Origin of the sequence: Methanohalophilus euhalobius (assembly GCF_900215215.1) — an archaeon.
Classification (GTDB): Archaea; Halobacteriota; Methanosarcinia; order Methanosarcinales; family Methanosarcinaceae; genus Methanohalophilus; species Methanohalophilus euhalobius.
Map to the genome: position 1 here is coordinate 15,821 of NZ_OBDR01000007.1, position 14,645 is coordinate 30,465.

A 14,645-nucleotide genomic window follows, 5' to 3' on the forward strand; every position below is an offset into this window, starting at 1 on the left:
ATCAACATTTTATAGAGATAGAAAGTATTTGATTTGTTTTCAATGACCCAATTCCACCTTTTTGTACGCAGAGTAGGATTAGTAGGTTTGACTCAGTTAATCGTAGGTTTGCAGGGGTTAATTCTACTACCAATACTGACCAAAAATCTTTCAATTGAGAATTATGGAATTTGGGCACAAATAATGGTGACTATTGGAATAGTTCCAAATGTTGTTTTACTTGGTCTTCCTTATACGATGGTACGTTTTATACCTGCTCTGGAGTCCAAAGAGGATTTGCAAGAAACATTTTATTCCCTGTTCAGCATAGTTCTGTTTTCAACCATTATAGCTTCAATTGTACTATATTTGTTTTCAGAACAGATTGCTGGTTTGTTATTTGAAGGTAATTTGATTGTCACACATATCTTAGTGTTGATAGTTTTTTTAGAGTGCTTGATATTATTCCTTATCAATTATCTCCGGGCAAAACAGTACATAAAGAAGTATTCTTCTATAATGCTGAGTAAAACTTTATTGATGATTGTAATCGTTGGCTATTTTGTATTCAGTGGGCAGGGGATAATTGGAGCAGTGTCTGGTTTATTGATTATTAATTGTACATTATTATTTATTCTATCTATTCTTGTTTATAATGATGTGGGTTTTAAAGTTCCTCATTTCCATAATTTAAAAGAATTTCTGAATTTCGGAATTCCGACTATTCCAGGTAATCTTTCCAGCTGGGTGGTAAACTCCAGTGATCGTTATGTAATAGGAATATTACTTGGTGTTTCCTCTGTGGGTTATTATTCTCCAGGATATTCTCTAGGAAATATTGTGAAAATGTTTGTGTCGTCGATTTCTTTTTTGCTGCCTTCCATTCTTTCTGAGAATTATGACAAAAATCAAATTGATAATGTTAAAATTATACTTACGTATTCTTTCAAATACTTCATGATAGTTGCAATACCTGCAACATTTGGCTTGTCGCTGTTGTCCAAACCTTTGTTAACAATACTTTCAACACCGGAAATTGCAGAGAAAGGATATTTAGTAACACCTTTTATAGCTGTAAGTATGCTCTTCTTTGGAGCACGCGCGATAACAGCTCAAATTATAATTCTTGAAAAACAAACACATATAAATGGCAAGGTTTGGATAATTGCCGGCATCCTGAATCTTGTATTGAATTTCCTTCTTGTACCTTATATTGGAATTATAGGAGCCGCTTTTACGACTTTATTGGCATTTGCTTTCAGTTTCATTATAATTACAATTTACTCCCACAAGTTTCTTTCATTTGATATGAGCTTGCGACCAATATTAAAGAGTATATTTTCCTCTTCAGTAATGGCCATACCAATAATTCTCTATAAACCAACGGAATTGCACAATATATTATTGATTATTGTATTGTGTGCTGCTATATACTTTGTACTGATGTATGCATTAAAGACATTCAGGGATGAAGAAATCTTATTCTTTAAGTCCCTTATACATCACAGATAAATCGACTTTCACTTCTGCGACAATCCACCTATAACTCCTCTATCCTGGATTTCCATTCTGGCTCCCAGAAATAAGAAGGATCTGCTGAAGGACTACCTATATCTGGATTCAGAATTACATTCTTTAGTTCTTCACATTCAGAAAAATTTGCAACTCATTTATTATAGGTATTTATTATCTATATTGCTCATTCATATTTTTCTCTAATACCACAACACATTCATTTGCTTTATGTATTTTTTCAAATATTCTCGACTTACAATACTTTTATTAGAATTGTTTTGGTACATTTTTGTAATATTTACTTTCCAGCATGGATTTGAATAAAATTCATTGACTGATTCAATATCAATTGCCTTTAATTCTTCAATTTTGCAGCCAAATATGACTTTTTTTTTCACATATCCATTTAAGTCAAATTTATTTCTATCTATTCCTGAGATGTGTATTACAGGACATCCTTTGAGAAGCACTTTCATCTGGGCAGTTGTGTTTGAAGCAATAATATAATCACATTTGTTTGAATAGGATTCAAGTGTTTCTTCCTTTGCTTCTACAATTTTGTTTGAAGAGAATAAAGGTTTGTCTTTTGTTTTTGTATTTGGATGGTATTTTATATATAGGGTGGAATTAGGATGTTTTTGTATAATTAAGGCGATAGCAGATATAAGTTTTTCTTTAACATAAAAGTTATTCGGTACCAATCCAATTATTTTTGGGTTTGATGGTATCTTCCTTATATTTATTTTATAATCAATTTTCTCTTTTTGATGTACTATAGTTAATCCATCATTGAAGTATTCTATTGCTTCTTTTGAGTTTACTAAAGCAATATCTACTTTTGTAGGAGGGACCGAAAAATTGTACATATCGATCTGTCCATATATTATTGGAACCTTCATAAAATTTGCAACATAGCAAAGACCAATTCTGCTAGGAACAAAATCATCTACTGTAAATACAAAAGAAGGCGGGTATACGTTAAAAAGAGTAAGGTGATTAAAGCATTGCAAATAAAAATCCAATAAACGTTCATAATATTTTAATGGATAGTTATATCTTTCTGTTAAAGATATGCGTATTACTCCGATTATTTGCCGCAAAATAAATTTAATTTGTTGAAATAAATATGTCTTTTTGTTATAGTGTGTAGCAATAAGATAAAAAACGTATCCTATAAAAGGGACATGGAAATAGGTATATTTAAAGTCAAATTCCAAAATATCTCTAAAAAATTTAGTATATTCTAAGTTACCATGGTCATATATGAATCCACATGGCTGATTTCGACTCTTTGAGGAAGGTATTTTGAATCTAAATACCATTAATTTGACAATTATAAAAAGGAACACACATCTTTTAAAGATTGCATAGCCCGGGAATTTTTTATCATATATATTGCCTTCATTTTTAAGTTCCGCTATCATTTTTTGAATGACGGCATTTCTAATATCTTCAAATGCAATGTTTTCCTTCATTTTGACCCATTCCTTTTTGACTTCTGGAATGAAGTTTATTTTATTTACCAATTTTAGAATTAACAAGTATATCAATCAATTTCTTTTCCCGAAATGATAATTCAAATAAATTTTCTATTCTTTTTCTTGAAACCAATCCTTTTCTATGCATAGCTGTTTTAACTGCTTCAATAGTAGCATCTGTATCATTATAGGGAACAATATATCCGCTATCTCCGACAACTTCGGGAAGTGCAGCCCTATTTGCCACAACCGGTATACACTCACAAGCCATCGCCTCTGTTAATCCCATGCCAAAAGACTCATAGTAAGATAACTGACAATATATTTTGGCTTTCTGATAATATTCCAAAAGTTCCTCATCAGATACATATCCAGTAAATATTACATTTCTAGGTGCTATTTTTTTAAGTTTACTTATAGAATCATCCGTGATTTTGCCAATTATAACAAATTGTAAATTTTGTAGTTTTTGAGCACATCGAATAAAATTTTCATACCCTTTTCGTGTGATATAATCTTCTGATATACGACCTACAGTTATTACCATATCTTCCTTTTTGAAATTTGGTTTATAGTAATCAGTATCAATGCCATTATAGACTACATCTAAATATTTAGGTTTAGAATACTTTAGGACTTCTTTTTTTGTGAATTCGGATACTGCCAATACAACATCTGCATACTTTAGTGCAAATTTAGCAAAATATCGACTTCGTTTATATGGTCTCATGAAACCATAATCGATTTCAGGCTCTGAAGCAACATCCCCACCACCTGCAATAACAATTGACTTTTTCCGAAACATTTTTGAAAATAGAACCGCTAAAAATGCATGTCCTCCAGCAAACCAGGAATACGTAATATCTGATTTTCTAATTGTTTTTATCAAACTCGGTATATCAAATATCGATTTGAAATTAAAATCATATACTTCAAAATGCTTTAATAGTAATTCTTTATCTTGTTTTACAAAAAATTGCAAAGAGTAATAGATATAAGCAATTTTTATTTCTTTTTCATTTGCCAAATGTATTTCCTCACCAGTTATTTGTGTTACAATATATGCGCTTCTTTAATTGACAAATCTATTATATCATCGTATATTTATTTATACAAGTTTATGTAGATGATAACATCGTATTAATATGGATGAATTCATATTAGTGTCTACTTATAAACTTATATGTATTTATCATGGAATATGACTGATTAAGATGCCAGACTCCTCTCAACAAAACGAGAATCCGTTTATATCCGTGATCATTCCGGTGTACAATGATCCCTCCGGCCTGGAGGACACGCTGCAATCCCTGGTGGCACAGCAGTATACGGGAAATTTTGAAATCATAGTTGCGGACAACGGTTCCACGGATAATACCCCGGACATTGCAGAGAAGTACTGTGGCGATTCAGTAAAACTTGTTGTCGAAGATACCGTCCAGAGCTCCTATGCAGCCCGCAACAAGGCACTTGAAATTGCCAAAGGCTCGATTATAGCCTTTATCGACTCCGATATGACAGTGGAAAAAGATTGGTTGCAAAAGGTAAACCACTCCATGGCCGAACACAATGCGGATTATCTGGGTTGCAGGGTGGAGATATATTCTGAAAGTAATTCCCTTTCGGCCCTGCACAATAAGCTGTCAGGATTTCCCATGGATGAATATATTTACAAAAGGCATTTTGCTCCGACATGTTGTCTTATAGTCCGAAAAGAGATTTTTGAACATGTGGGTGTCTTTGACCCGAATTTGATATCCAGCGGGGATTATGAGTTTGGCAACCGTGTTTTTGATGCAGGATACAAATTATATTATGATTCGGATATTGTCATGTATCACCCGGCAAGGACATCGCTGAAAAAATTGCTTAAAAAATCATTCAGGATTGGGCGGGGTTTCTATCAACTATCTGCTCGCTATCCGCAGCTGTCCAGAAAAATGAACAAAAATGCAGCATATTCTCTTTCCGGTTCAGATGATCAATCCTGGAGCCTGTTTACTTTCAGGAAAGATTCATCTCTCTGGAATTCATTGCCTGTTTGGGAGAAGGTGGGAATTTATGTTATTGACATCTTGAATAAAGGCATGAAACCCTTTGGTTATGTCTATGAGAAGTTCTTTTCTTGAAATATTCATAAATAGGTCTTCTGATCATTTCAAAATCAAGAACATGTAGAAAATATCTAATTTTTAAAAATTTAATTGTATTTTAGTCTTTACTTCCATATTGGATTTTTCTGTATGCAAAATCATAGCATTTTTTTAAAACTGAACGTAAAAATATTAATTTTCTTTTTTCAAGGATTATTACTTTTAAAGGGTGGTGAATATTTAATCCAAATTCTTCTTGTAGCAATTTTTTAGCTTCTTTATTTTCTTTTCTAAATTTTGCAGGATTTATTTTATATCCCATCATACGATATGCCCTATCGACTGAAGCGAATAGTACAAAAAATTTCAACATTTTGTTCCTTTGCATTTTCCATTTTCTTTTAATGGTTTCTAAGGATTCTTCATGTCCTTTGATGTACACAACACTGGGAAAAGGGATTGAATCAGGTTTTCTTTGATATTTAGTAGCAATCTCTACATTGTTACGGTGGCCTCGATGTTCAGAAAAATAGCATTCAGTATCATCTGTCGATTCTGGCATTTCTTCCGGATAAAAATAACCTATATAACATGATCCACATATCATATTGAATTCATTTTTTCGTCTTAATTCTCTTTCAAAAATGTCAAGAACGTAACCTTCAGATATTATGTATCCTCTGTGGTTATTGTCAGACAAAACAAAATCAACAAGATTTTTGTGCACCAGATCATCAGCATCTAAAAACATAACGTAAAACGGTTCCTTTTCTATACTTCCTATATAGGACCCTATTAAACGTCTATTTTTCGTTTTGTCCATATCCGCTTCTCGAACTGATGAAGGTGGGTCAAAATTAGGAGTAATTAATTTTGTTTTGTTTGTATCAATTACATTAGTCAGATCATCAGGATCATAAGTTGAAATCAGTATATGGTAATTCTGATTGGTTGAGCGTTTGATTGAATATAGGGTTTTTTGGAGATTAGCTAGCACAAGATTCCAATTTTCAGATCTTTTTTTTGGCTTCAGGCATATAGCAAAATAAAAATCAATCAAAATTTATACTCCTTTTTTAGTTGTATTGGTTATCAACAAAATATACTTTGGTATAAGTTAAATTGTTACTATTTAAGTTCATCTATCTATGAGAAATTCTTTTCCTGATTTCAGTCATCGTTTATGTTTCCATTTTCTCAAAACTTTTAAATTGGATTGAACAATACAATTGCATCAATCATCTTATCAATCATTTCAAGAAGTGTGGGCTATGAGTATAGATTATCATGAAAAATTAAAATCTTCCATTTTACCTTTTACAGGAATTCTACTGTTTTTCCTGTTGGCACTGTACATCCGAACCGTCCCTGCAGAAAGCGTATTCATCTCAGAGAACTTCGTGCGTTTCGGGGGCAATGATCCCTGGTATCACCTGAGAAATGTGGAATCCATTCTGCATAATTTCCCCTCGATGCTCTGGTTTGACGCCTATACCCAATACCCTCACGGCACAGATCAGGTCTTTGCCCCTCTCTTTGACATGGTGCTTGCCACATTGATCTGGATTATCGGTTTCGGCGATCCCTCCACTGAACTCACACAGACTATCTGTGCCTATTATCCATCTTTCCTCGGCTCCCTTGTTGTCATTCCCACATACTTTGTCGGCAAATGGGCCTTCAATGATCGCCGCATCGGACTGCTCGCAGCCTTTCTCATTGCACTGGCTCCGGGGCAGTTCCTCTCACGTGCTATAATTGGTTTTAACGATCACCACATCGCTGAGGCATTGCTCAGCACGGTTGTGGCAATGTTTTTGATTGCAGGATTGAGACGCAGTGAATCCAGTGATTTTACATTATCCCATCTCAGGGAGAATGGTTTTTCACAAATCCGCCCTATTCTTCCCTATTTCCTGCTTACAGGGTTTTTCCTGGGTGCCTACACTCTAGCCTGGAAAGGGGCCCTGTTCTTCAGTTTCATAATCGGTGTCTACATCACGGCTCAGCACATCATTGACCACATGCATGGTCGCTCCACGGAGTATCTGGCTATCGGTGGAATGGCAATCTTTATCGTGGCATTGGTAATGGTTCTGCTCACTCCTGCGATCGGAGGAACTAAAGACCTCCAGATAAAAGGTCTACTTGCTGGTTTTGTGGCATTCCCCATACTATCCATTATCTCGTATTACATGAGGGAAAAACAACTGAACCGTTATTATTACCCACTATCCATTGCGGTCCTGTTCGGCGCGGGTATCCTGCTGGCCCGTGTGGTCTCCGAATCTGCCTATGCTCTGGTGACCAGTGTCTTCAGTTACTTCATGCGCACCGGCGGCGGTCTCACCATCGCTGAAGCCTCCCCTCTTCTGATGCGTGGTGGACAGTTCTCCCTGCAACCCCTGTGGTATAACTTTGCCCTGACAGGCATCCTCTCCTTCTTTGCCCTGCTAATTTTGGCCTATATTGCCATCTATCGGCGCAACAACCGGGAGCAGACCTTCCTGATCGTCTGGTCTGTGATGATCATCTGGGCCATGCTGCAGCAGAACCGTTTCGCCTACTACTACTCGGTCAATGCAGCCATCCTTTCGGCTTATCTGGGAATCAAGGTGCTGGACCTGGCAGGCTGGAAAGATATCCGGAGTCCCTTTGCACAAGCGACATCCAGTATAAGCGACTGGCTCAAACAGATCAAACCGGTCCATGCCCTGGCATTGGTACTGGTGGTGCTGGTACTGGCCTATCCGTCCTATGACCTCTCCACACAGCAGAATCAGGGTACAGGCGGGCCCAATGGTTACTGGATCGAGGCCACGCAGTGGATGAAATACAATACACCGGATCCCGGTCTGGATTACTATGAAAGTTATGAGCAACCTCCTGAAGGTGAACTTTATCCCTATCCCGATGAAGCCTACGGTGTGATGTCCTGGTGGGACTACGGCCACTGGATAGAAGTGATCGGCCACAGGATTCCCAACGCCAATCCTTTCCAGCAGGGTATCGGTGGCAGGCGCAACAGTATGGATGAAGAGAACAGACCAGGTGCATCCACCTTCTTTACCGCCCCCTCTGAAGCAGAGGCTACAGCAGTACTGGAAGCCGTCCATCCCGACCCTGAAAAGGCAGGGGCACGTTACGTGGTCTCCGATGTGGCGATGGCCACCGGCAAATTTTATGCCATGGCTGCCTGGACTCTGGATACCGATAATTACTATGTACAGGCCCAGACCGCCCGGGGTACCCAGACTGTTCCCGGAGAACGTTACTTCAACACCATGGAAGCCCGGCTGCACATCTTTGACGGGAATGGTCTTGAGCAGTACCGCATGGTGCATGAGACCCCTGCTGCCAATACCGCTGAAACTGGCTTCAAACAGGTCTACAATGTCCTCTTTGGTGGTAATCTCGAAATGGTGAATACTGGTTATGTGAAGATATTCGAATATGTGGACGGTGCCACTATCACAGGACAGGCACCTGCAGGTGAAAAGGTAACCATCACAAATACCATCCGCACCACCACCGGTCGGACCTTTGAGTATTCCCGGTCCACCACAGCCACGAATGGCACCTATGAATTCGTGGTGCCCTACTCGACGGAAGGCCCAATGACAGGCCAGACGCAATTCGATACCGCACCCACAGGTTCATACAAGGTTTCCTTCGGGAATACCACCGAATCCGTACGGGTAAGCGAATCGGCTGTTTTGAATGGTGGAGAAATAGAGGTCTAAGGCCTCTATTCTCCATTTTCTGATTTTTTAATTTCTTTTTTTTTGTTGTCGATATCAATTAATATAATTAAAACAAAACAATCAGGTACCTATGGTCTCACAAAACAATGCAATTGATACTTACAAAAAGCACCTCCATAAAATGCTGCCGGAGTTAAAGGAAAAATATAATGTTCGCTCTCTTGCCATATTCGGCTCTTATGTCAGGGGAGAACAAACAAGTAGTAGTGACCTTGATATACTGGTAGAATTCAGCGAAACCCCGGGATTGCTCGAGTTCATTGAACTTGAAAACTATCTTTCTGATACTTTAGGAATTAAAGTTGATCTTGTGCACAAAAAGGCTTTAAAGCCAAATATCGGGAAAAATATACTGAATGAGGCCACACCGGTATGAAGAATGAACGTCAAACTACTGATTATTTCAAAGATATTCTCTACGCTATGGATAAAGTGGGTGAATTTACAGGTGATTTGACCTATTGGCAGTTCATTGAAGATGAAAAGACCCAGTTTGCTGTAATCAGAGCAATTGAGGTCATAGGTGAGGCAACAAAAAACATTCCAGAATCAATTAAAACCGAATATCCTTCTATTCCATGGAGAAATATAGCAGGAATGCGTGATAAAATGATACATGCCTATTTTGGAATTGATATGGATATTCTCTGGAAAACAGCTACTGAAGAAATCCCTCAAATAGAGCCTCAAATAATGCAGATTCTCCACAAAATAGAATAACCTACTCTAATTGCCACTTTTTTCCATCAATAAACACCCTTATATGCCTACAGGCTCACCTTCAGACCATGAATGCAGGCACTAACAGAAAGAATATCAAGCCAGGGTTAAACGTAGGAATCGTTCTAAAGCAGGATCAGAAGAGTGGTAAAATAACCAGAGGTATTGTCAAAAGAATTCTCACCAAATCTTCATCCCATCCCCACGGCATAAAAGTACAACTGGAAGATGGCAGTGTCGGAAGGGTCAAGGAAATTTATTGATACTGGCTCATTTAGTCCGATTTCTCATCACGTTTAATTTATATAGTATACTCAAGTATATGACAACAACTACAATTAAAGTGGATTCTGAAGTAAAAAACAATCTTGATAACCTGAAACTGTTTCCCAGGGAGTCATATAATGAGGTTCTTTCCAGACTTGTTGGGATGGCTTATGATGAGGAGCCTTTGAGTGAAGATACTCTTAAAAGAGTTGAAGAAGCTCTTCACGATCTCAAGGAAGGAAAATATTACACACAGGAAGAAATAGAAGCTGAACTGGAGCTTCGCTAATGTATACTATCCTGTATTCGCCGGGTGCAAGAAAAGATTTACAGAAATTACCTGTTGATCTGGCAAAAAGGATAGTTGCTGCCATTAAGGAAATAAAGGACAATCCCAAGGTTCATGTGAAAAAACTCAAAGGTTCCCCGAAATCTCCTCTATACTCACTAAGAATAGGGGAATACAGGGTGATTTTGAGTATTGATGGTGACAAGCTGATTGTTTTTGTGATGGAAAAAAGCGACTGAAGCAAATACTCAACTACCTCCTCAAATATGCAGATTTTCCATGACTCGGAATAATCTTATATGGTCTTTACTTTTGTTGTATTTTTGATCTAATACAACAAAGCCAGTAACTTTTTTATTAACTTTGACTGTCAACGTTGGATTAAAGCAGCAAAAGTGCTATATAGTTATGGTTGCGTATTTATTATTTATCAATTGATATCAATTGGGTATCGAATAATAATAAGAAGGGGAGATTACTTACGAACACGACAGCACCGTTAAATAAACAAAGCCGTTCACCGACTTTGAATACCATCAAAATGGTAGAAGAAACCCTCCAGAATATGGATGAGAGCATAATATCTGTTGCCGAATTGAAAAGGAAATTGCCCAAACAGGTCAATCATAATACACTCACAACCATTCTGGAATATCTGGAAGAAAGCGATAAGATTGCAGTAAGTATCAAAGGTATTACCTGGATACACAATGATCACCCCGGGCTCAACAAAGCGATATCTCGAGGCATTGAGCTATGAAAAAGGCTCGGATAGTTGGAGATTGCTTTATACATTAAGAAAAGATCCAATCAGAAGAAATGAGCACACTTTGCATACAACTACAATCAGCATAATTCGCTATCTACAAATAATAGATAAGAGGTATCCCTAAGCAGGTGAGAGGATTGGACAAAGTGATTAAAGGTAAAGCATGGATCTTCGGTGACGATGTGGACACCGATGTAATAATCCCGGGTAAATACCTGCGCACCACCGATATGCAGGTCTTTGCCGATCATGCCATGGAAGGCATCGACCCCGAATTTTCAAACAAAGTATCTCCCGGTGACATTATTGTCGGCGGCAACAATTTTGGCTGTGGCTCTTCCAGAGAACAGGCTCCCCTGGCGCTCAAACATGCAGGTGTGGGCTGTGTGGTTGCTAAATCCTTCGGACGTATCTTTTTCCGTAATTCCATCAATGTAGGTCTGCCATTGATCGAGGCAGATGTGGAATGTGGGGAAGGCGATGAATTGGAAATTAATCTCTCTGAAGGCACTGTGAAAGTGGCAGACAGAATTTACAGGGGCCAGCAGATTCCCGATTTCCTGCTGGAAATACTGAGTGACGGCGGGCTTGTCGAGCATCGCAGAAAACAGCAGCAGGGCTAAATCCATGATATTCCCTCAAGAATACAAGCATGTGGGTGTAACCCATATCCATCCAGATGAGGATTCAAAAGAGCCCATCTATTTTTTGACCCACTACATGCTTGTGGAGAAATGTAATGGGAACAAATGGCTCTATCAGGTGGAACACAGCGGTGAAGGCCTGTTGCGGAAAGCCGAATCTGTGGACCTGATCACAAAACCGGAAAATATTGTAAGTTTCCCGGAGAAACTCAATATCAAGGATCGCTCCCTCCTGATTCAAAAGGCTGCAGAATTGTGTAAAAACGGTATAACCACGGTCATCTTTACGGGAATCGACAATCATGTGACCTTTGTCCATGAACCTGCACCCTCTGCAATTCTGGAACTTGAAATCCTGGATATCGCTCCTCCTCACCCTTCCTGGCTGACCGATGTCGTGCGCCGGCTGGAAACTTCGGGCATATTCGGCGACCTCACAATCACGTTCAAAGAAAACACGATCGATCTGACCCGCTTCAGTGGTCCGGATACGGTCTTCCCCTGTTCTTCCTCTGGCCTTGAAGGCAAATGTCTGGATAATGATGTGATCGAAAAACCCGGCTCTTTACTTGTGGGTTGCGAAATTTCCCGCTCTCTTTTCGAATCCCGCTTCCCGGGGCTGGAATATGATTTTATCAGCCTCTGTCCCTTCACAAGTGATATTGTCAGACCCACAGGGCCCTTCATCGCCCGCTGTTGCAGGGCTGAGAATGCCGGGCAGGTTACAATCAATGGTTATCCCGGGGCAACCGTGCACTGGGGTGCTTCCGAATTTGATGTGGCAAACATGATCAGGGAACTTGTGGACAGGATAAGGAAGGATTACGCATGAAACTGGCTGTAATTGAAGGGGATGGTGTAGGCAGGGAGGTAATTCCTGCGGCCTTGCAGGTGCTGGATTGCTTCGATCTGCCTATAGAAAAAATCCCTCTGGAACTTGGGCTTGGCAAATGGGAAAAGACCGGCCAGGCGATCACGGATGCAGATATCGAAATCCTGGAAGATTGTGACTGTATTCTGTTCGGAGCGGTTACAACTCCGGCAGATCCCAATTACAAAAGTGTACTGCTGACCATCCGCAGGGAACTGGATCTCTATGCCAATATACGGCCCTTAAAACCCATAAAGGGAATAAAAGGTGCCACGGGCAACACTGATTTTGATATCCTGGTGGTGCGGGAAAACACTGAAGGATTGTATTCATCCATCGAGGAAGTGGGCGAGAATGAAGCCTGGAGCAAGCGTATAATAACCCGCCGAGCTTCTGAACGCATTGCACAGGTGGCCTGTGAGTATGCAGCCAGACGAGCCAATCATCTGACCATTGTCCATAAATCCAATGTGATCAAGGCGGATTCCCTGTTCCTCAATACCTGCAGGGACGTTGCCCACACCCACAACGTAATTCACGACGCCATGCTCGTAGACGCCATGGCCTATGATATGGTGCGCTCCCCCGAAAAATATGATGTGGTGGTGGCTCCCAATCTGTACGGGGATATCCTCAGTGATCTCGGCGGGGCGCTTGTGGGAAGTCTGGGTCTGCTGCCAAGTGCCAATATTGGAGAAAAACAGGCCTTTTTTGAACCGGTACACGGCAGTGCTCCCGATATTGCAGGCAGAGGTGTGGCCAATCCGATTGCAGCTGTACTTTCAGTGGCCATGCTGCTGGACTGGCTGAATAGGCCTGAACAGGCCCGCATTGTCAGGGAAGCGGTGGAGACTTCTGTTAATGAAAATATAAAGACTGCTGATCTGGGTGGCAACTCTACAACGGCAGAAGTAACAGAATTTCTGGTGTACTACGTACAATCCAATTCCTGATTTTCAGGTCACGGCCAGCAGGGAGGCAATTCCCTTTCCTGTTAACCACGGCACTTCCTCCGCCAATCCACATCATAATCACAAAATCAGTAGCTCCGACCAGAGGATGTCCTCCATCCACAACCCGGATCATCAGAGCAGATATAAGGGCATGGACCGCTATGATAAGAAGGACCAGGAGGGAAAGGGTCTCCAGGCTTCCCACATCCGTATACAGGATCATCCCGATACCGGTATCAACGCCATCAGGTGATGGCATGGATGAAGTGAACATGTCCTGCATAAGTTGACTTGAGGTAGAGAATAGTTTTCTACAGAGCCCGTAAAATACTATTATTTATAAATAATCCAGCAAATTGGCCAATCAGCTCTTGATCCGTGTGCCCACACGTTCTCCTTCGACAGGTTCACTCTTTATTTTTTCCTGCATTACGACTTTGTAAATATCCCCTTCACTGGAACCATCCATAACAATTGTTTCAATATTGCATCTCTCGATAATCTTTGCAGCCAGGGGGTCGACAGGGGATTTTGAACCGGCTTTCATTTCGGTGGACATTACCACATCAAGCAGTTCTCTTGGAGTCATTACATCAAATTTTATAGCATCAGGGGATGTTGTCGGGTCTTTTGAATATACGCCATCCACAGAAGTTGCAATCACCATCAACTCAGCTCCCAGATACTCGGCAAGTACAGCGGATACCGTATCGGTGGTCTGTCCCGGGATTACGCCTCCCATTACAATGATTTTGCCGGAGGACAGGGCAAGTTCTGCATCCCTGTAACTCTGAGGTGGTTCTGGATATGCATTTTTGCCCAGGGCAGCTATGAGGAGCTGGGCATTGAGACGGGTAACATCGATCCCTATAAAATCACAGGTGACCTCATTTGCTCCGACCTGCCTGGCAGTTTCTATGTACTGGCGGGCGGCAACACCCCCGCCGGTCACGACTACTACGGAATGTTCTTTCGAAAGTTCTTCCAGCATGTCGGCGTATTTTGCGAACCTCTCTGGATCCAGGTCCCTGGCAAGAATGGATCCGCCTATTGATATTACTACTAGCATGAATGGTCCTCCGGATATTGTTCAGAAGTATTATGTAAATATACTATATGCAAAATGGGGATGAGGGAAGAATACAGCCTTTTTGTAAAAAAGATTTGATGAGGCTGCATTTTCCTACCTTCATAAATGGTATGCCTGATACAATCGCTCTATGCCCAAACCCCGGGCATCTGAAGAACAGGTAGTAGTTACGCAATAGATTCCCTCTTCAGACATAGGATTTACCCGGCAAAG

The 14,645-nt window shown here is 40.1% G+C and carries 17 protein-coding genes; 12 read left to right on the forward strand and 5 right to left on the reverse strand.

The features are described 5' to 3' along the window. The first annotated feature begins 42 nt into the window (after positions 1-42). Entirely contained in the window at positions 43-1,491 is a 1,449-nt protein-coding gene (locus tag CP947_RS07035) for an oligosaccharide flippase family protein (protein ID WP_096712516.1), read from the forward strand. Between the two features lie 203 nt (positions 1,492-1,694). Here CP947_RS07035 and CP947_RS07040 read toward each other — a convergent pair whose 3' ends face one another. Both CP947_RS07040 and CP947_RS07045 read right to left on the reverse strand, forming a co-directional pair. Further along, entirely contained in the window at positions 1,695-3,020 is a 1,326-nt protein-coding gene (locus CP947_RS07040) for a hypothetical protein (protein WP_096712517.1), read from the reverse strand. Further along, entirely contained in the window at positions 3,010-3,999 is a 990-nt protein-coding gene (locus CP947_RS07045; RefSeq protein WP_096712518.1) for a glycosyltransferase family 4 protein, read from the reverse strand. Before CP947_RS07045 ends, CP947_RS07040 begins: the two co-directional genes overlap by 11 nt. A 187-nt stretch (positions 4,000-4,186) precedes the next feature. On the opposite strand from CP947_RS07045, the gene CP947_RS07050 reads away from it, so the two are divergent. After that, positions 4,187-5,101, forward strand: a complete 915-nt coding sequence (locus CP947_RS07050) for a glycosyltransferase (protein ID WP_096712519.1) — start codon at positions 4,187-4,189, stop codon at positions 5,099-5,101. Between the two features lie 82 nt (positions 5,102-5,183). On the opposite strand, the gene CP947_RS07055 is transcribed toward CP947_RS07050, so the two are convergent. Continuing rightward, positions 5,184-6,125 carry a glycosyltransferase family protein gene (locus CP947_RS07055; protein ID WP_096712520.1) on the reverse strand — a complete coding sequence of 314 codons (942 nt, stop codon included), beginning with the start codon at positions 6,123-6,125 and terminating at the stop codon, positions 5,184-5,186. Positions 6,126-6,336: 211 nt separating this feature from the next. Here CP947_RS07055 and CP947_RS07060 point away from each other — a divergent pair, with 211 nt between their 5' ends. The 10 genes from CP947_RS07060 to CP947_RS07105 all read left to right on the forward strand — a co-directional run bounded on the left by CP947_RS07060 (position 6,337) and on the right by CP947_RS07105 (position 13,342). Then, on the forward strand, positions 6,337-8,808 hold the full coding sequence (locus CP947_RS07060; protein WP_096712521.1) for an oligosaccharyl transferase, archaeosortase A system-associated: 2,472 nt from the start codon (positions 6,337-6,339) through the stop codon (positions 8,806-8,808). A 91-nt stretch (positions 8,809-8,899) separates the two neighbouring features. Continuing rightward, positions 8,900-9,205 (forward strand): nucleotidyltransferase family protein, encoded by a 306-nt coding sequence (locus CP947_RS07065; RefSeq protein WP_096712522.1) that lies wholly within the window; start codon positions 8,900-8,902, stop codon positions 9,203-9,205. Beyond that, the gene (locus CP947_RS07070) at positions 9,202-9,549 is read left to right on the forward strand and encodes a HepT-like ribonuclease domain-containing protein (RefSeq protein ID WP_096712523.1); all 348 of its coding nucleotides are present in this window, start codon (positions 9,202-9,204) and stop codon (positions 9,547-9,549) included. The genes CP947_RS07065 and CP947_RS07070 overlap by 4 nt, the downstream gene beginning before the upstream one ends. Positions 9,550-9,617: 68 nt before the next feature. Continuing rightward, complete coding sequence (locus CP947_RS07075; protein ID WP_096712524.1) at positions 9,618-9,812, forward strand: YwbE family protein; 195 nt, start codon at positions 9,618-9,620, stop codon at positions 9,810-9,812. 59 nt (positions 9,813-9,871) lie between these two features. Continuing rightward, positions 9,872-10,105, forward strand: coding sequence for a DUF7557 family protein (locus tag CP947_RS07080; protein WP_096712525.1), 234 nt, complete (start codon positions 9,872-9,874; stop codon positions 10,103-10,105). Next, entirely contained in the window at positions 10,105-10,344 is a 240-nt protein-coding gene (locus CP947_RS07085; RefSeq protein ID WP_096712526.1) for a type II toxin-antitoxin system RelE family toxin, read from the forward strand. The genes CP947_RS07080 and CP947_RS07085 overlap by 1 nt, the downstream gene beginning before the upstream one ends. A 302-nt stretch (positions 10,345-10,646) precedes the next feature. After that, a complete protein-coding gene (locus tag CP947_RS07090) occupies positions 10,647-10,865 on the forward strand; it encodes a hypothetical protein (RefSeq protein WP_096712594.1) in 219 nt (72 codons plus the stop codon). A 146-nt stretch (positions 10,866-11,011) separates the two neighbouring features. Further along, positions 11,012-11,497, forward strand: a complete 486-nt coding sequence (locus tag CP947_RS07095) for a 3-isopropylmalate dehydratase small subunit (protein WP_164909055.1) — start codon at positions 11,012-11,014, stop codon at positions 11,495-11,497. 4 nt (positions 11,498-11,501) lie between these two features. Next, on the forward strand, positions 11,502-12,350 hold the full coding sequence (locus CP947_RS07100; protein WP_096712527.1) for a DUF7714 family protein: 849 nt from the start codon (positions 11,502-11,504) through the stop codon (positions 12,348-12,350). Beyond that, positions 12,347-13,342 carry an isocitrate/isopropylmalate dehydrogenase family protein gene (locus CP947_RS07105; RefSeq protein WP_096712528.1) on the forward strand — a complete coding sequence of 332 codons (996 nt, stop codon included), beginning with the start codon at positions 12,347-12,349 and terminating at the stop codon, positions 13,340-13,342. The genes CP947_RS07100 and CP947_RS07105 overlap by 4 nt, the downstream gene beginning before the upstream one ends. Here the strand turns inward: CP947_RS07105 and CP947_RS10400 are convergent. After that, positions 13,287-13,625 (reverse strand): hypothetical protein, encoded by a 339-nt coding sequence (locus CP947_RS10400; RefSeq protein WP_132130913.1) that lies wholly within the window; start codon positions 13,623-13,625, stop codon positions 13,287-13,289. The genes CP947_RS07105 and CP947_RS10400 overlap by 56 nt on opposite strands. 81 nt (positions 13,626-13,706) lie before the next feature. Continuing rightward, a complete protein-coding gene (gene pyrH / locus CP947_RS07110) occupies positions 13,707-14,411 on the reverse strand; it encodes a UMP kinase (RefSeq protein WP_096712529.1) in 705 nt (234 codons plus the stop codon). Positions 14,412-14,645 lie beyond the last annotated feature (234 nt).